Annotated in this window: 16 protein-coding genes and 1 pseudogene; 11 read left to right on the top strand and 6 right to left on the bottom strand. The window is 62.7% G+C overall.

Annotation, left to right across the window (positions count from 1 at the left end):
* Positions 1 to 27: 27 nt before the first annotated feature.
* Positions 28 to 420, bottom strand: coding sequence for a DoxX family protein (locus tag CK221_RS20810; RefSeq protein WP_067328942.1), 393 nt, complete (start codon positions 418 to 420; stop codon positions 28 to 30).
* A 201-nt stretch (positions 421 to 621) separates the two neighbouring features.
* On the opposite strand from CK221_RS20810, the gene CK221_RS20805 reads away from it, so the two are divergent.
* Entirely contained in the window at positions 622 to 1,110 is a 489-nt protein-coding gene (locus CK221_RS20805) for a hypothetical protein (RefSeq protein ID WP_095779083.1), read from the top strand.
* 124 nt (positions 1,111 to 1,234) lie between these two features.
* Here CK221_RS20805 and CK221_RS20800 read toward each other — a convergent pair whose 3' ends face one another.
* Positions 1,235 to 2,011, bottom strand: coding sequence for a VOC family protein (locus CK221_RS20800; protein WP_095779082.1), 777 nt, complete (start codon positions 2,009 to 2,011; stop codon positions 1,235 to 1,237).
* Positions 2,012 to 2,184: 173 nt separating this feature from the next.
* Between CK221_RS20800 and CK221_RS20795 the strand changes: the two are divergent.
* The 5 genes and pseudogenes from CK221_RS20795 to CK221_RS20775 form a co-directional block, all read left to right on the top strand.
* A pseudogene (locus tag CK221_RS20795) lies at positions 2,185 to 2,445 on the top strand (gamma-glutamylcyclotransferase); the annotation flags it as partial.
* Between the two features lie 111 nt (positions 2,446 to 2,556).
* Positions 2,557 to 3,921, top strand: a complete 1,365-nt coding sequence (locus CK221_RS20790) for an NAD(P)-dependent oxidoreductase (protein WP_066990587.1) — start codon at positions 2,557 to 2,559, stop codon at positions 3,919 to 3,921.
* A gap of 2 nt (positions 3,922 to 3,923) precedes the next feature.
* A complete protein-coding gene (gene preA / locus CK221_RS20785) occupies positions 3,924 to 5,237 on the top strand; it encodes an NAD-dependent dihydropyrimidine dehydrogenase subunit PreA (RefSeq protein ID WP_095779081.1) in 1,314 nt (437 codons plus the stop codon).
* 110 nt (positions 5,238 to 5,347) lie between these two features.
* Entirely contained in the window at positions 5,348 to 5,872 is a 525-nt protein-coding gene (locus CK221_RS20780) for an Rrf2 family transcriptional regulator (protein ID WP_095779099.1), read from the top strand.
* A gap of 4 nt (positions 5,873 to 5,876) precedes the next feature.
* Positions 5,877 to 6,335 (top strand): carboxymuconolactone decarboxylase family protein, encoded by a 459-nt coding sequence (locus CK221_RS20775; RefSeq protein ID WP_095779080.1) that lies wholly within the window; start codon positions 5,877 to 5,879, stop codon positions 6,333 to 6,335.
* 527 nt (positions 6,336 to 6,862) lie between these two features.
* On the opposite strand, the gene CK221_RS20770 is transcribed toward CK221_RS20775, so the two are convergent.
* Positions 6,863 to 7,681, bottom strand: a complete 819-nt coding sequence (locus CK221_RS20770; RefSeq protein ID WP_179295175.1) for a glycosyltransferase family 25 protein — start codon at positions 7,679 to 7,681, stop codon at positions 6,863 to 6,865.
* A 335-nt stretch (positions 7,682 to 8,016) separates the two neighbouring features.
* Between CK221_RS20770 and CK221_RS20765 the strand changes: the two genes are divergently transcribed.
* Both CK221_RS20765 and CK221_RS20760 read left to right on the top strand, forming a co-directional pair.
* Positions 8,017 to 8,682, top strand: coding sequence for an outer membrane protein (locus CK221_RS20765; protein WP_095779078.1), 666 nt, complete (start codon positions 8,017 to 8,019; stop codon positions 8,680 to 8,682).
* 188 nt (positions 8,683 to 8,870) lie between these two features.
* A complete protein-coding gene (locus CK221_RS20760) occupies positions 8,871 to 9,470 on the top strand; it encodes a DUF3592 domain-containing protein (protein ID WP_143749073.1) in 600 nt (199 codons plus the stop codon).
* Positions 9,471 to 9,475: 5 nt separating this feature from the next.
* On the opposite strand, the gene CK221_RS20755 is transcribed toward CK221_RS20760, so the two are convergent.
* Positions 9,476 to 10,192 carry an SDR family oxidoreductase gene (locus CK221_RS20755; protein ID WP_095779076.1) on the bottom strand — a complete coding sequence of 239 codons (717 nt, stop codon included), beginning with the start codon at positions 10,190 to 10,192 and terminating at the stop codon, positions 9,476 to 9,478.
* Complete coding sequence (locus CK221_RS20750) at positions 10,189 to 11,034, bottom strand: SDR family NAD(P)-dependent oxidoreductase (RefSeq protein WP_095779075.1); 846 nt, start codon at positions 11,032 to 11,034, stop codon at positions 10,189 to 10,191. Before CK221_RS20750 ends, CK221_RS20755 begins: the two co-directional genes overlap by 4 nt.
* Before the next feature lie 102 nt (positions 11,035 to 11,136).
* On the opposite strand from CK221_RS20750, the gene CK221_RS20745 reads away from it, so the two are divergent.
* Complete coding sequence (locus CK221_RS20745; RefSeq protein ID WP_066990608.1) at positions 11,137 to 12,009, top strand: helix-turn-helix transcriptional regulator; 873 nt, start codon at positions 11,137 to 11,139, stop codon at positions 12,007 to 12,009.
* A gap of 12 nt (positions 12,010 to 12,021) precedes the next feature.
* On the opposite strand, the gene CK221_RS20740 is transcribed toward CK221_RS20745, so the two are convergent.
* Complete coding sequence (locus tag CK221_RS20740) at positions 12,022 to 12,651, bottom strand: TetR family transcriptional regulator C-terminal domain-containing protein (protein WP_095779098.1); 630 nt, start codon at positions 12,649 to 12,651, stop codon at positions 12,022 to 12,024.
* Positions 12,652 to 12,905: 254 nt separating this feature from the next.
* On the opposite strand from CK221_RS20740, the gene CK221_RS20735 reads away from it, so the two are divergent.
* Positions 12,906 to 14,234 (top strand): aspartate aminotransferase family protein, encoded by a 1,329-nt coding sequence (locus tag CK221_RS20735; RefSeq protein WP_095779074.1) that lies wholly within the window; start codon positions 12,906 to 12,908, stop codon positions 14,232 to 14,234.
* Between the two features lie 69 nt (positions 14,235 to 14,303).
* Positions 14,304 to 15,554: a Zn-dependent hydrolase gene (locus CK221_RS20730; protein ID WP_095779073.1), complete on the top strand. Its 1,251-nt coding sequence runs from the start codon at positions 14,304 to 14,306 to the stop codon at positions 15,552 to 15,554.
* Positions 15,555 to 15,593: the final 39 nt, after the last annotated feature.

Genomic DNA, 15,593 nt, shown 5'->3' with positions numbered 1-15,593 from the left:
AAAACAGGCGCGCGTCCGCGCAGGGCATCAGGCGCTGCGGCGGTTGTCGAGCGCGAAAGCGCCGGGACCGGCAAAGACCAGATAGAGGAAAATGAAGCAGAACGAGATCGCCGCGTCGCCGCCATTGTTGACGGGGAAGAAGTCGCGCGGGAAATGCGCCATGAAATAGGCGATGGCCATTTCGCCGCAGAGCAGGAACGCCACGGGGCGGGTCAACAGCCCCAGCGCCAGCAGGATGCCACCGGCGAATTCAAGGATTGCGGACGTCAGCGCGAGCCCCGTCAGCGCCCCGGCATGGGCGCCGGCGGGGAAATTGAACAGCTTCTGGGTGCCGTGCTCGGTGAACTGCAGCGCCGTCATGATGCGAAGCACGCCCAGCGCCTGCGGCTGATAGCGGGAGAGACCTTCAAAAAGCTTCATCTAAACTCCATCTTGCCCTTCTCGACCCGCCATAAATTATCGCTCGGAAGCGGACCATTCACTTCCCATGCCCTGCCATCAACAATCGGTGAGTGGGCATGAGTTTACCTCTTCCGGTTCATTCTCGCCGTGGTTGCAATTGTCTCCTATAAGTTGTATTGATGCGTGGATACACCAAACCATCCGGGGAATCCATTCGCCATGAAAAAATTCGCCATCAGCCTCTTCGCATTCCTTGCAGGCACCAGCTTCGCCATAGCTGCCGATGCCGGTTGTGATGCCTTCAAATGGCCGGTGACACGCGAGCAGGCCCTGTTTCCGTCAGCGTCCGCCGCCCAGTCCGGCGCGGCCCTGACAGTCGGGCAAGCGGCGGATTTCTCACTTGCAGCGGTCGACACGATCGGCTTCGAAGTTCCGCCTGGACGTGCACCGGCAGCCGGCACGTTCGGCGCGATGGCAAGCGTGACCGTACCGGCTGAAGGCGAGCTCCAGTTCAGCCTGTCCGATGAGGTCTGGATCGATGTCGTCCAAGACGGCCGCGCCGTGAAGTCGGCGGGCTTCAGCCGCGCAAAGACCTGCCCGGGCATTCGCAAGAGCGTGCGCTTCAAGCTGTCCGCCGGTCCGGCCACCGTGCAGCTCAGCGGCGCCAAGAGGGCCGATCTCAAAGTGGCGGTGCTGACGCCGGAGTGACGCCCAAGAGGGCGACGCCGGCGCCGGGCCAGCGCCCCCTCTGCCCGGCCCGACCTCCGCAGCAGCTGCGTTGCGGCTGCGGAGGGTGGACCGGACATCTGCCGCACAACAGGGGCGGCAGTTTCTATCGCCCAGGCGCCAGCAGCGCGAAATGCGCGCCCTGCGGGTCCTGGCATTGGATGATCCACTGCGCGCTCGGCACCTCCATCGGTCCCATCAATACCTTGCCGCCATTGTCGGTGACGCGCTTGGCGGCGGCGTCGATCGCGTCGACGTTGAAATAGAACTGCCAGACCGGGACCGGGATCTGCGGCGGCTTGTTCATCATGCCGCCGCCGGATTCGGGGCCGGCGCCGAAGGTCTGGTAGATGCCCATCTCGCCCATGTCGAACTGACCGGCGCTCTCCCAGCCGAACTGGCTGGAATAGAAGTCGAAAGCGGCTTTCCAGTCCGAGGTGTAGAGCTCGTGCCAGCCAACATGGCCGCGCGTGGTAGCGGGTACCGGCGGCTGCTCGGGCTGGTTGGGCTGCAGGAACATGAAGGTCGCGCCCTGCGGGTCGGCGACGACGGCGAAGCGACCGACGCCGGGAATATCATCCGGCGCGCGATGAACGGCACCGCCGGCCTCCTTGAGCGCCTTCGTCGAGGCATCGACGTCCTTGGTGTAGATGTAGCCGAGCCAGGCCGGCGGCATGCCCATCTTGGCGGCATCCTCTGGCATCGTCATCAAACCGCCGACGCCGCGCAGGCTGGAATTCATCACGATATAGCGCGGCATGCCCGGCGCCTTGTCGAAGGGCTCGGCCCGCCAGCCGACGACGGCAGTATAGAAAGCCTCGGCGGCGTCGAGGTCGGTGGTCATCAGTTCGTACCAGAAGAAGGGTTTTGCGGCATTCGGCATGGTCGGTCTCCTCACCGGTTCAGGCAGCGATCGCGGTTCCGATCCATCATAGGACGATCTCGGCGACAGAAATCCGACATCTGGACCAGAAATCGAGAACGGCAAGGCGCTCATGCATGTCACTCAAAAATGCGCAGCGGTTTTGGGCGACCGACACGCATCAAAATCGGAGCTTCTGGATCGGGGTGACGGGTAGGGGCACGTCGCTCAGGCAGCCGCTCGAAAGGGTGGCAAAGACACTGGCACGCGCATGCGGCCATGTCGGTTCCGGCGCCGAATATCTTTACAACACCGTCAGCCACCTCGAAACATTCGGCATCCATGACCGCAATCTGTGGCGCCTGCAGGAACTCGTGGCCGACGAGATCAGGTCGATCCATCCCTCCAGGATTGAAAGCGCTGAACCGACAGACATCGGCGTCGCGATAATATGAGTACGACTATCATGTTTTGTCCAAGCAATACAGCAGCTTGGCCGAAAATTGACCAATTGATAAAAAAATAAAACGTGCTAGCTTTCCTCAAAACAAACAAGGGGAACTGGAATGGCGACTGGTCATTTCATCGAAGGCATAGCCGGCGGCCGGCTGTCTGCGGAGCAATACGCCGATAATTTTTCCGACCTGCACCCGCCGCTCGATCACCACGAGGCGCTGGTTGAGGCCGATCGCTGCTATTTCTGCTACGATGCGCCGTGCATGAATGCATGCCCGACCTCGATCGATATCCCGTTGTTCATCCGGCAGATCGCGACCGGCAATCCGCTGGGCTCGGCCAAGACCATTTTCGACCAGAACATTCTTGGCGGCATGTGCGCCCGCGTCTGCCCGACGGAGACGCTGTGCGAAGAGGTCTGCGTGCGCGAGGTCGCGGAGGGCAAGCCGGTGCAGATCGGCCGGCTGCAGCGCTATGCGACCGATGTCGCGATGGATGAGGGCAAGCAGTTCTACAAGCGCGCCGAACCGACCGGAAAAACGGTCGCTGTGGTCGGCGCCGGGCCAGCGGGCCTGGCGGCGGCGCATCGCTTGGCCCGCCACGGCCACGATGTGACGATCCTCGAAGCGCGGCCGAAGGCCGGCGGCCTCAATGAATACGGCATCGCGGCTTACAAGAGCGTCGACGATTTCGCTCAGGCCGAGGTCGACTACGTCACCGCGATCGGCGGCATCGACATCCAGAACGGCAAAGCGCTCGGACGGGACTTCCAGCTTTCCGACCTGATCCGCAACTACGATGCGGTGTTCCTTGGCCTCGGGCTCGGCGGCGTCAATGCGCTGCGCGCCGAAGGCGAGGATACGGATGGCGTCGCCAACGCAGTCGAGTTCATCGCCGAACTCAGGCAGGCAAGCGACCTTTCCAGCCTGCCGGTCGGCCGCCGCGTCGTCGTCATCGGCGGCGGCATGACGGCGATCGACGCCGCGGTGCAGTCGAAGCTGCTCGGCGCCGAGGAGGTGACGATCTGCTACCGGCGCGGCCAGGAGCATATGAATGCCTCCGGCTTCGAGCAGGATCTGGCCGCCGCGAACGGCGTCACGATCCGCCACTGGCTGCAGCCGAAGCGCGTCATCGCCGAGAACGGCAAAGTGTCGGCGATCGAGCTCGAATACACAGCCATGAATGGCGACAAGCTCGCCGGTACCGGCGAAATGCTGAGGCTCAACGCCGACCAGGTGTTCAAGGCGATTGGCCAGAGCTTTGTGCCGGCTCATCTCAACGGCAGCGTTGCTTCCATCGAGCTCGATGGCGGCCGCATCAGGGTCGATGCCGAGGGCCGCACCTCGCTGGCGAAAGTCTGGGCGGGCGGCGACTGCATCTTCGGCGGCGACGACCTGACGGTCTCGGCCGTGGCGCAAGGCCGCGACGCCGCCGAATCCATCCACCGGGCACTGACCTCTAACGGGAGGGCATGAGCATGGCAGACATCCGCAACACCTTCGTCGGCATCAAGTCGCCAAATCCGTTCTGGCTGGCTTCGGCGCCGCCGACCGACAAGGCCTATAATGTCGAACGCGCCTTCAAAGCCGGCTGGGGCGGCGTGGTCTGGAAGACGCTTGGCGAAGAGGGCCCGCCGGTCGTCAACGTCAACGGCCCGCGCTACGGCGCGATCTGGGGCGCCGACCGCCGGCTGCTCGGCCTGAACAATATCGAGCTGATCACCGACCGCGACCTGCAGACCAATCTGCGCGAGATGAAGCAGGTGAAGATGAACTGGCCGGATCGGGCGCTGGTCGCCTCGATCATGGTGCCTTGCGAGGAGGAAAGCTGGAAGGCGATCCTGCCGCTGGTCGAGGAGACCGGCGCCGACGGCATCGAGCTCAATTTCGGCTGCCCGCACGGCATGAGCGAACGCGGCATGGGCTCGGCGGTGGGTCAGGTGCCGGAATATATCGAGATGGTGGTGCGCTGGTGCAAGCAGTACACGCGCATGCCGGTCATCACCAAGCTGACGCCGAACATCACCGACATCCGCAAGCCGGCGCGCGCCGCCAAGGCCGGCGGCACCGACGCGGTGTCGCTGATCAACACCATCAACTCGATCACCGGGGTCGACCTCGACAGTTTCGCGCCGCAGCCGACCATCGATGGCAAGGGCTCGCATGGCGGCTATTGCGGCCCGGCGGTGAAGCCGATCGCGATGAACATGGTGGCCGAGATCGCGCGCGATCCGGAAACGCACGGCCTGCCGATCTCGGGCATCGGCGGCATCACAACCTGGCGGGATGCTGCCGAATTCATGGCGCTCGGCGCCGGCAACGTGCAGGTCTGCACGGCGGCAATGACTTATGGTTTCAAGATCGTGCAGGAGATGATCGCGGGACTGGAGAACTGGATGGACGAGAAGGGCCACGCCTCGCTCTCCGACATCATCGGCCGCGCCACGCCCAACGTCACCGACTGGCAGTATCTCAACCTGAACTATGTCGCCAAAGCGCATATCGACCAGGACGCGTGCATCAAATGCGGGCGCTGCCACATCGCCTGCGAGGACACCTCGCACCAGGCCATCACCAGCATGGTCGACGGTGTCAGGCATTTCGAGGTGATCGAAGCCGAATGCGTCGGGTGCAATCTTTGCGTCAATGTCTGCCCGGTCGAGGGCTGCATCACCATGGAACCGCTGGCCGCCGGCGTGCTGGATCGGCGCACGGGCATGCCGGTGTCGCCGGTCTACGCGAACTGGACGACGCATCCGAACAATCCGATGGCCAAGGTGGCCGCGGAGTAGGGAACACTTTTGAAAGAAATGCGGCGCCTTCGGGTGCCGTTTTTCGTTACCTATATTGCAGATAAGAATTATCCATGATAAGTACTATCCATGAATTGGAGCCAAAGATCGTGAAGCTGGGAGAGGGCGTCGAAGCGGCGATCCACTGCGCCGCCATGCTTGCCGGCGTCGACGGCAACAGCACCATGTCGGGCGCGGCCATGGCCGAGGCGTTCGGCCTGTCGCCGAGCTATCTCTTGAAGCATCTCAATCAGCTGACAACGGCGCGCATCCTGGAATCCGTGCCGGGGCCGGCAGGCGGCTACAGGCTGGCGCGGCCGGCCGAGCGGATCACGCTGCTCGACATCGTGCTTGCGGTCGAGGGCAGGGAGCCGGCCTTCCGCTGCGGAGAGATCCGCCAGCGCGGGCCGGTCAAGCTAGACGCGTCGGCCTATGTCAAACCGTGCGGCATCAATGCCGCGATGCTGAAGGCCGAGCGCGCTTATCGTGCCGCCCTTGCCGAGGCAAAGCTCTCCGACATCGTCGCCGATTTCATGAACGACGCCGATCCCCGCACCGTCGCCGCAAGCTGCGCCTTCGTCGAACGCCATCAGCGGCTGCAAAAGTTCAACAACCAAGCAAAGCGTGAAAGGTAAGAGAATGAAACAGAGGCTGCAGTTCTTCGCCAAGGCGCCTGAAATCATGAAGGCGGTGATGGCGCTCAACAAGGCCGTCGAGGAGTGCGGGCTGGAAGAAAGCCTGATGCACCTGGTCAAGCTCAGGGCTTCGCAGATCAATGGCTGTTCCTATTGTGTCGAGATGCACAGCCGCGAGGCAAGACGCGATGGCGAAACGGAGCAGCGGCTTTATCTGGTCGCCGCCTGGAAGGAGTCGCCGCTGTTTTCCGAGCGCGAGCGCGCCGCGCTCGCCTGGACCGAGAAGGTGACGAACATCTCCGACAATGGCGTTCCGGACGATCTCTACGCCAGGACGCTGGAGCAGTTCTCCGAGGAAGAGCTGGTCAAGCTGACAGTGGTGATCGGCATGATCAACACCTGGAACCGGCTCTGCGTGTCGTTCCACGCCATCCATCCGATGCCGGCCGCCAGGGCTGCCTGACTGTCCAAAGCCGCGCGGATCGCAAAACGTTCCGCGCGGCTTTCATTTGCGAGATCAATGACATGTTTGAGAATTTTCAGAACGAGATTCTGTTTGCCGCGCGCCTGCTGCTCGGCGGCGCCTTCGTCATTGCCGGCCTGCGCAACGTCCAGCACAAGATCTGCTCATCCCGATGATGGCGGTACGCGGCGTGCCGTAGGCAGGGCCGGCATTGTGGCTGGGCATGTCCTGCAGGTCGCGCCGGACGGCTGGTGATTGGCGGCTTATGGACCGGGCTGGTGGCAAGCCTGACCCTGTTCCTGATCGTCGCGACGCCGATGTTTTGTGGCTCTCCTCCAGATAGGTCTCGATCAGGCCAGACATCTTTTTCAAGATGGTCGTCATGGCGCGGGCGATCGTTGGGTTTGCCGAGGCCTCAAAAGTGCTGAACCGGCCCTCACGGTGGAGGATCGATAGGATCCTTTCGGTGCTGATCTGTTCGCGCGGGATTTCGTCCAGACCGACCGAGAATACGTCAACAAACTGACCTACCTTGCGTGTGGCCGAAAGCAGCCGGGCTGATCGGCAAACAGGATCTCGGTTCGCCAATGTCGGCGCAGCCTGTGTGCCACCCGATGAAACGCCCGCAGAACTTTTCGCTCCAGCCATGGCCTGTTCTCCAGGTTCTCCGGAAAACGCGGATCACTGTGCATTGCGAGCGCCGGAGCATCGATCAAATTGGATCCGTTGGGAGAGAAGACCTGTGTCTGAACGCAAAGGGCCGGGATCACCTGATAGGATTTCAGACTGCGGGCTATTCCACAGGCGGGGTTGAACTTCACATGGTCCACCGCGTCCGAGAATACTCTTGTGAGTGCTAAGAGGCGCTCGGCCGCCACTTTCGACAGGATGTATCCGCCGGACCCCCAGAGAAAGCTCCGCAGAACCGCCAGTTTGAAGGTGCCGGGTAGCGGAGAAATCACGCGGTCAAGCCACACTCTTCCGGGGACTGCTTCGATCTTGATGATGTCCGCGTCCGCGGGAATCCAGCAGGTGTCCTCACCCAGGAACAGTGCCGCTTGCTTGGATATCAACATGTCGTCTTCGAAAACGCAGCCGTAGGCGTCCGGGCCCGACACGATCCGCTCCCAGCATTTACGGTGGCTCAGGAAGCACCCCACCTCTTCCGGCGTCATCGTGGCCGCGCCAGCGACGGGCTTGTGGACGTCCCAAATTTCAGCGTCGCTGAGCAGCCGCCCGTCGACCGCCGGGACTCGTTCGAAGGCTGCTCCGATCGAGTTGAGGCGATCGACCATCCGCTGCCATCTGTCGGGGCTGCGATCCAAGTTGATGACGTACGATTTCATGGCGTTGGTCGTCAGCTTTGCTGGCAGATCAGTCTCTTTGAACTGCTCTTGAGGTCGGCGATTTAGTTTGAGACCGTCACCTTGTCTCAGCACGTTTCGGCTGGTTGGCATCACATCTGGGTGATGGACGGATCGGTGTTGGACTCATGGGAGCGATCCTTGCCTGTCGACGGTTGAAAGTGGGGATTTGGCCGGCTTTGCCGTGGCTCTTCGGCGTGCGGTAGCTGTTGCATTCGTGCAACTGCACGTGATCACAATTTCGAGAGCTTAAACGTGTAGTTGTGATCCACGAACCCCCAGAGATACGACTGCGTCGATCCATGCGGGAGGCTCGCATGAAACTTGCATTGCTTTGTTCGGTCGCGGTTCGGGCGATCTCGTCACCGGTCCTGGCGGCGGACCTCGTCCAGCCAGTCGCCGCCATGCCTTTTTCGTGGACCGGCTTCTATGTCGGCGGCCAGATCGGCGGCGGGTGGAATGACAGCCATTGGTCGGGGAATTTCTTCCTTCCCTTCAACACCAACGGGTCCGGGGGGAATTTCGGAGGCCAGATCGGCTACAATTACCAGATCGGCCAATATGTCCTCGGCATTGAAGGCGACCTCGCGGGCTCGACCGTAAAGGGCGACGACCAATGTGGTGCAAATGCCACATTCACCACCTGCGAGACCAAGCAGGATTACCTGGGCTCGGTGCGTGGCCGTCTCGGATACGCTTTCGACCGTTTCTTGGTTTATGGCGATGGTGGTATCGCATTCACTAAGTACAAATTCACCGCGTTTCAGCCTTTTGTTCAGACCTTCGGGGGCGGATCGCGCGTCGGCTGGACCGCTGGCCTTGGCGTTGAATACGCCTTCACCGATCACTGGACCGCCGGAGCGGAATGGAACTACTACGACTTCGGCACCAGGAGCGGCTTTGCCAGTGTGGTACCGATTGCTACGGTCGACAATCGCGACACGGAAAATGTCGTCGTCGGCAAGATCAACTACAAATTCTGAGGCGCTCGGTGGGTTCATAGGAGCCGCCCCTGCCTGTCGTTGCTTGGGGGTGGCCTCGCTGCAGCGGCCTTCGCGACGCCGATGTTTTAGATTTCTGGGATCATCAGGGCCGGATCGCGCCTCACGCATCAACGGCTTCGTCGCCAATGTCGCCTTACCCAGCGGCATTCTGGCACTGATCACGCACTATGCCTGACAACTGCGGATTCCGCACAATTGAGCGGCGCCGCGTTAATCGGTTTGTCGCGATTGTCCTGTATTGGCAAAAAACAGGTTCGCCCGTCGGAGCGTTCATGGAGCAGAGCTGGACTGCATTCTGGGCACGCGTTTCGGATGCCTTCCACCAGGCGCTGGCTCCGTTCCGTGCAGTCGCGGGAGCCTTCGGCCAGCATCCGAGCGACATTCAGATATGGTGCTTTCTGTGCGGCGTCTTCTTCCTCGCGGTCGTCGCCATACAGACCTATGGCGACATCATGCTCAGGCGACGCGGCGCCTTTGCCACCGGCAAGGTGATCGGCATCGACAAGTCGAGCGACGGGCCGGACACGCCGATCATCGAATTCGCCGACCGACTGGGCAAGACCTGGCGTTTCTACTCGCACCTGCCGGTCAACAGAACGACCGGGAACGTCGGCGCAGCGGTCGAAGTGATTTATGACCCTCTCCACCCGAAGCGGGCGCGGGAAGTCGGCCGCCCGCTGATGAAGGCCGTCCACCTGGCTGTCTGGTATGCGGTCGTCGCCGGGCTGATGGTGCTGGCCTTCTTGCCCGGCCTCTTTTCCAATTGATCCATTCAGGCGGCGAAGCGCAGGCCGCCGTCGCAGGTCAGCACCTGGCCGGTCATGAAACCGTTGGACACCAGCAAGGCGATCGCGTCGGCGACGTCCTCGGCGCGGCCGATGCGGCCGACCGGCGTCTTTCCGGCGTACTCGGCAAAGACCGCCTGCCGCTCTTCGCCCGATAGAAAGTCCCACCAGGGCGTATCGATGACGCCGGGGGCCACGACGTTGACGCGCAGCGGCTTCAGTTCGATGGCCAGGATCGGGACTACGGTCAAAAGCATGCCGTTGATGGCGCCGATGCCGGCAATGCCGGGTGCTGCGATCTGCGCCGAGACGGCCGAAATGAAAGTGACCGATCCGGCTTTGTTCAAGGTCGGCAGGGCCGCTTGCAAGCAGCCTAGTTGCGGCTTGATCTTCTCGTCGACGCCGCTGCCGATGTCGGCAAGGTCGAGGGTCGCGAACGGCCCAAGGCCCCTGCCGCCGCTTGCGGCGAGAACGAGATGGTCGAATGGGCCGAGACCATCGAAGAAGTGCCGGACCGCGTCCGGCTTGGTCGCGTCGAAAGCGGCCTTGCCGACGGTGTCGCCGAGGCTCTTCCAGGCGTTGTTCAGCTTGTCCTCGCTGCGGCCGGTGATCGTCACCTTCATCGTGGGGCTGAGCAGCCGTTTGGCTGTGGCAAGGCCAATGCCAGACGACCCGCCGATGATGACGCAATGTTCGATGCTCATGAATGCTGTTCCTTGGATGTCGCGGAAGATTGTCCGGTCAGTTCGAGGCTGAGCGCCCGCAAACGGCTGCGGGCTTTTTCGTCATAGGCCTGGGCATCGGCGCGCGATTCCCGCTGGCCATCGAAATAGAGGCCGCTGCGCCCTTCGAGCGCCGGAGATATTGCCAAGTTGAGGATCGCGTCGGCGCCGGTCTCGACCGAGCTCCACGGTGTGATGCCGGCCTGCCGGACCATGGTGGTATCCATGTAGCTTGCCGGATGGAGTGCATTGACGGTGACGCCGCTGCCTTCGAGCTGCTCGGCCAGATCGATGGTGAACAAGATCTGCGCCAGCTTGCTCTGGCAATAGGCGCGCACGCCGCTGTAGCCGCGGGCCAGATTGATATCGTCGAAATCGATCGCCTGCTGGCCGGCGGAGGCGACATTGACGATGCGCGCCGGCGCGCTTGCCTTTAGCAAGGGCAAAAGCTCCGACGACAGCAGGAAGCCTGCGAGATAGTTTACGGCGAAGCGCATTTCGTAGCCGTCGGCGCTCACTTGCCTTTTTGCGCCTTCGCCGCCCGTGCCGACGCCGGCATTGCTGATCAATATGTCGAGCCGGTCGGTTCCTGCCCGCACGGCGTCGGCAAGGCGGCGCACTTCGGCGAGCGACGAAAGATCCGCAAGCAGAAATTCGGCGTTGCCGCCCTCGGCTTCGATGGCAGCGACTGTCGCCTTGGCGCGAGTTTTGTTGCGGCCATGCACCAGCACGCGGGCGCCGGCAGCGCCGAGCCTTTCAGCGACCACGCGGCCAACCCCGCCGGTCGAGCCGGTGACGAGAACGGTCTTGTTCTTAAGTTCCATGTTCAGAGCCTCCTTATGCTGCTCTGAACGCAAGATGGGGCGCGGCGCGCAGGGCAAACAGTTCAAATTTTATCCTGGTATCGATACTGCTATAATAGCTGCATGGATGCCGTGCCCCATTCCCCTGAGGACAGCCGCCGCCGCGAGCTCGGCGCTTTCCTGCGCTCGCGCCGGGAGCGGCTCTCGCCTGCCGACATTGGGATTGCGAGCGGCGCCAGGCGGCGTACGCCCGGGCTGAGGCGCGAGGAAGTGGCAATGATCGCCGGCGTCGGCACCACCTGGTACACCTGGCTGGAGCAAGGGCGGGACGTGCGGCCCTCGGTCGAAGTGCTGACCGCGCTCTGCGAGGCGCTGCGCCTGGACACCGTCGAGAAGCGGCATCTGTTCATCCTTGCCGGCCGCCAGCAGCCGGAGCAGCGCGCGGCGACCTCTGAAAAGGTCGACGCCACACTGCTGCACATGCTGAGGAGCCTCGTCTTGCAGCCGGCTTATGTGGTTGGCCGGCGTTGGGACGTGCTCGCCTGGAATCCGGCGGCGGTCGCCGTGTTCGGCGACTATGGCCTGCTGGAGGGCGATGCCCGCAACATCGTCCATCTGGTGTTCACAAGCCCGCATCACCGCCGGCTGCTGGTCGATTGGGAAGAGCTTGCCCGCGTGGTGCTCGCTTCGTTTCGCGCGGAGAGCGCCAAATATGTCGGCGATCCGGATTTCGAGCGGCTGATCGCGCTGATGATGCGCTCAAGCCCGGAGTTCCGTGATTGGTGGCCGCGGCGGGACGTGGCGAGAAGGCTGACGGGCGTGAAACACGTCCGCCATCCCACAGCCGGCCCGATGGCTTTCGAGCATATGAGCCTGTCGATCGACGACGGCTCGGACATGCGGCTGATCGTCTACACGCCGTTGCCCGAGCAGAATACGATCGCCAAGCTCAAGAAGCTGCTGGAAGAGAAGCCCGCCGAGCGGCGCAGCGCCTGATCTTCGCCCGACCTAAGCTTTCGGCTTCAGCCCATCGAGGAACAGTTGCTCCAGGAACCGGGCAGCATCCTCGAAGCGGCCGTCGCCGCCGCGGTCGGGGCCGAGCACGGCGCGCACCTGGACGTCGAAATCGGCGTAATGCTGCGTCGTCGCCCAGATCGAGAAGATCAGATGCCAGGGGTCGGTGCGGGCGATCTTGCCGGCGCGCATCCAGCCCTTGATGACGGCGGCCTTCTCCTCGACCAGCGTTTTCAGCTCGCCCTCGAGCATCGGCATGATGCGCGGCGCGCCCTGCAGGATCTCGTTGGCGAAGAGCCGGCTTTCACGCGGAAAATCGCGCGCCATTTCGAGCTTGCGGCGGATGTAGCTTCTGAGCTCGGTCATCGGATCGCCGATATCGTCAAGCTCGCGGAGCGGCGCCAGCCAGGTGTCCAGGAGCCGCTGCATCAATGTCTCGTGAATGTCCTCCTTGCGGCGGAAGTAATAGAGGAGGTTCGGCTTCGACATGCCGGCGGCTTCGGCGATCTGGTCGATGGTCGAGCCGCGAAAACCGTTGGCGGAGAAGACTTCGAGCGCGGCCTCCAGGATGAGCTCGCGCTTTTCCTGCTGGATGCGGGTGCGGCGTGGAACTGAGCCTTCCATCGTGTCCGTCATCCTTGCCGGCTGCTGCCGTGTGGGCACTCTGGACCAATTCTCTGGACCAGTTTTTCTCCGAGCCGTGGAGCGCGCTTTCGATGCCGCATTTCCGTTAGTAGTCCCTTGACCGCCGACAGGGCGGTGCTAACGTTTGTCCAACCGGTCAAAATTTTGCGTAGCACGAAAACGCAACGAAGACCAAGCCTTGGGAAGACCAAGCGTTAGCGCACAGAAACAGGTTACAAGGGGAAATCTTGGTCATGTCCAACCGGCTGAAAGTCACGCCGAACGATCTCAGCGCATTCTGGATGCCGTTCACGGCAAACCGGCAGTTCAAGCAGGCGCCGCGCATGTTCGTGTCCGCCAAGGACATGCACTACACGACGAGCGATGGCCGCAAGGTGCTCGACGGCACTGCAGGCCTCTGGTGCGTCAACGCCGGCCATTGCCGGCCGAAGATCACCGAGGCCATTCAGCAGCAGGCCGCCGAACTCGACTATGCGCCGGCCTTCCAGATGGGCCACCCGATCGTCTTCGAACTGGCGAACCGCCTGGTCGATATCGCGCCGAAGGGCATGGACCATGTGTTCTTCACCAATTCCGGTTCGGAATCGGTCGAGACCGCGTTGAAGATGGCGATCGCCTATCACCGTGTCCGCGGCGAGGGCTCGCGCACCCGGCTGATCGGCCGCGAGCGCGGCTATCACGGCGTCAATTTCGGCGGCATTTCGGTCGGGGGCATCGTCGCCAACCGCAAGATGTTCGGCACGCTGCTCGGCGGCGTCGACCATCTGCCGCACACCCACCTGCCGGAGAAGAACGCCTTCTCGAAGGGCGTGCCTGAGCACGGCGCCGAACTGGCGAACGAGCTGGAGCGTCTCGTCACCCTGCATGACGCCTCGACCATCGCTGCGGTCATCGTCGAGCCGGTCGCAGGCTCGACCGGCGTCATCCTGCCGCCGAAAGGCTACCTGCAGAAGCTTCGAGAAATCTGCACCAAGCACGGCATATTGTTGATCTTCGATGAAGTGATCACCGGCTTCGGCCGTCTTGGCGCGCCATTCGCCGCCGATTATTTCGGCGTCACGCCGGATATCATGACGACGGCCAAGGGCGTCTCCAACGGCGTCATCCCGATGGGCGCGGTTTTCGTGAAGAAGGAAATCCACGACGCCTTCATGAACGGCCCGGAGCACATGATCGAGTTCTTCCACGGCTACACCTATTCGGGCAATCCGATCGCCTGCGCCGCGGCTCTCGGCACTTTGGACACCTATAAGGATGAAGGCCTGCTAAGCCGAGGCGAGGAGCTGGCGCCTTACTGGGAAGACGCGCTGCATTCGCTGAAGGGCGAGCCGCATGTCATCGACATCCGCAATATCGGCCTGATCGGCGCGATCGAGCTGGCGCCGATCGCCGGTAGCCCGACCAAGCGGGCCTTCTCGGCCTTCGTCAAAGCGTTCGAACGCGGCGCTCTGATCCGCACAACCGGCGACATCATCGCGCTGTCGCCGCCGCTGATCATCACCAAGGGCCAGATCAACGAACTGATCGACCATGTTCGCGATGTTCTGCGCTCGATAGACTAACTGCTCAAACCGTTCGGGCGGCGACGGGAACCGCCGCCCGACCGGAGACCTGAAATGAGAGGACTTTGAATGGCCGCCCCCGGCGAGAATCTGCGAATCAATTCAGACCGTTTGTGGGATTCCATCATGGAGATGGCGAAGATCGGCCCCGGCATCGCCGGGGGCAACAATCGCCAGACGCTGACCGATTCCGACAAGCAAGGCCGCGAACTGTTCAAGTCCTGGTGCGACGAGGCCGGGCTCACGATGGGCGTGGACCAGATGGGCACCATGTTCATGACGCGGCCCGGCACCGATCCGGACGCACTGCCGATCTATGTCGGTTCCCATCTCGATACCCAGCCCACCGGCGGCAAATATGACGGCGTGCTCGGCGTGCTCTCTGGCCTCGAGGTCGTGCGCTCGCTCAACGATCTCGGCATCAAGACCAAACATCCGATCGTCGTCACCAACTGGACGAACGAGGAGGGAGCCCGTTTCGCGCCGGCCATGCTCGCCTCCGGCGTGTTCGCACGCGTTCACACGCAGGACTATGCCTATGCCCGCAAGGATCTCGACGGCCTGAGCTTCGGCGACGAGCTGAAGCGGATCGGTTGGGTCGGCGACGAGACGGTCGGCGCGCGCAAGATGCACGCCTATTTCGAGTACCATATCGAGCAGGGGCCCATCCTCGAGGCCGAGAACAAGCAGATCGGCGTGGTGACCCACTGCCAGGGCCTGTGGTGGCTGGAATTCACGCTGACCGGCAGGGAGGCGCATACCGGCTCGACCCCGATGAACATGCGCGTCAATGCGGGGTTGGCCATGGCCCGCATCCTGGAGATGGTGCAGACGGTCGCGATGGAGAACCAGCCTGGCGCCGTCGGCGGTGTAGGCCAGGTGAAGTTCTCGCCCAACTCCCGCAACGTTTTGCCGGGCACTGTGATCTTCACTGTCGATATCCGCTCGCCCGATAAGGCGAAGCTCGACGGCATGCGCGCCCGCATCGAGAAGGAGGCGCCGAAGATCTGCGAGCCGCTCGGCGTGAAATGCGCCGTCGAGGCGGTCGGCCATTTCGATCCGGTGACCTTCGATCCGACGCTGGTCGGCCGTGTCCGCACCGCCGCCGAGAAGCTGGGCTACAGCCACATGAACATCATATCCGGTGCCGGCCACGACGCCTGCTGGGCGGCCAAGGTCGCGCCGGCGACCATGGTCATGTGTCCCTGTGTCGGCGGGCTCAGCCACAACGAGGCCGAGGACATCTCCAAGGAATGGGCGGCGGCAGGCGCCGATGTGCTGTTCCACGCGGTGGTCGAGACGGCAGGAATCGTCGAATGACCGAATAGAAATCACCTCGAAAAAGCCGCTCGCAAAGAA

This window comes from Mesorhizobium sp. WSM3868 (assembly GCF_002294785.1).
GTDB lineage: Bacteria > Pseudomonadota > Alphaproteobacteria > Rhizobiales > Rhizobiaceae > Mesorhizobium.
Note: the sequence above shows the minus strand (reverse complement) of the source record. Positions and strands in the feature narration are given on the sequence as shown.

Excerpts from the sequence above, each read along its gene's own strand:
- CK221_RS20810 (WP_067328942.1), bottom strand. The coding sequence starts at position 420 with ATGAAGCTTTTTGAAGGTCTCTCCCGCTATCAGCCGCAGGCGCTGGGC.
- CK221_RS20805 (WP_095779083.1), top strand. The coding sequence starts at position 622 with ATGAAAAAATTCGCCATCAGCCTCTTCGCATTCCTTGCAGGCACCAGC.
- CK221_RS20800 (WP_095779082.1), bottom strand. The coding sequence starts at position 2,011 with ATGCCGAATGCCGCAAAACCCTTCTTCTGGTACGAACTGATGACCACC.
- CK221_RS20790 (WP_066990587.1), top strand. The coding sequence starts at position 2,557 with ATGGCGACTGGTCATTTCATCGAAGGCATAGCCGGCGGCCGGCTGTCT.
- preA (WP_095779081.1), top strand. The coding sequence starts at position 3,924 with ATGGCAGACATCCGCAACACCTTCGTCGGCATCAAGTCGCCAAATCCG.
- CK221_RS20775 (WP_095779080.1), top strand. The coding sequence starts at position 5,877 with ATGAAACAGAGGCTGCAGTTCTTCGCCAAGGCGCCTGAAATCATGAAG.
- CK221_RS20770 (WP_179295175.1), bottom strand. The coding sequence starts at position 7,681 with ATGAAATCGTACGTCATCAACTTGGATCGCAGCCCCGACAGATGGCAG.
- CK221_RS20765 (WP_095779078.1), top strand. The coding sequence starts at position 8,017 with ATGAAACTTGCATTGCTTTGTTCGGTCGCGGTTCGGGCGATCTCGTCA.
- CK221_RS20760 (WP_143749073.1), top strand. The coding sequence starts at position 8,871 with ATGCCTGACAACTGCGGATTCCGCACAATTGAGCGGCGCCGCGTTAAT.
- CK221_RS20755 (WP_095779076.1), bottom strand. The coding sequence starts at position 10,192 with ATGAGCATCGAACATTGCGTCATCATCGGCGGGTCGTCTGGCATTGGC.
- CK221_RS20750 (WP_095779075.1), bottom strand. The coding sequence starts at position 11,034 with ATGGAACTTAAGAACAAGACCGTTCTCGTCACCGGCTCGACCGGCGGG.
- CK221_RS20745 (WP_066990608.1), top strand. The coding sequence starts at position 11,137 with ATGGATGCCGTGCCCCATTCCCCTGAGGACAGCCGCCGCCGCGAGCTC.
- CK221_RS20740 (WP_095779098.1), bottom strand. The coding sequence starts at position 12,651 with ATGGAAGGCTCAGTTCCACGCCGCACCCGCATCCAGCAGGAAAAGCGC.
- CK221_RS20735 (WP_095779074.1), top strand. The coding sequence starts at position 12,906 with ATGTCCAACCGGCTGAAAGTCACGCCGAACGATCTCAGCGCATTCTGG.
- CK221_RS20730 (WP_095779073.1), top strand. The coding sequence starts at position 14,304 with ATGGCCGCCCCCGGCGAGAATCTGCGAATCAATTCAGACCGTTTGTGG.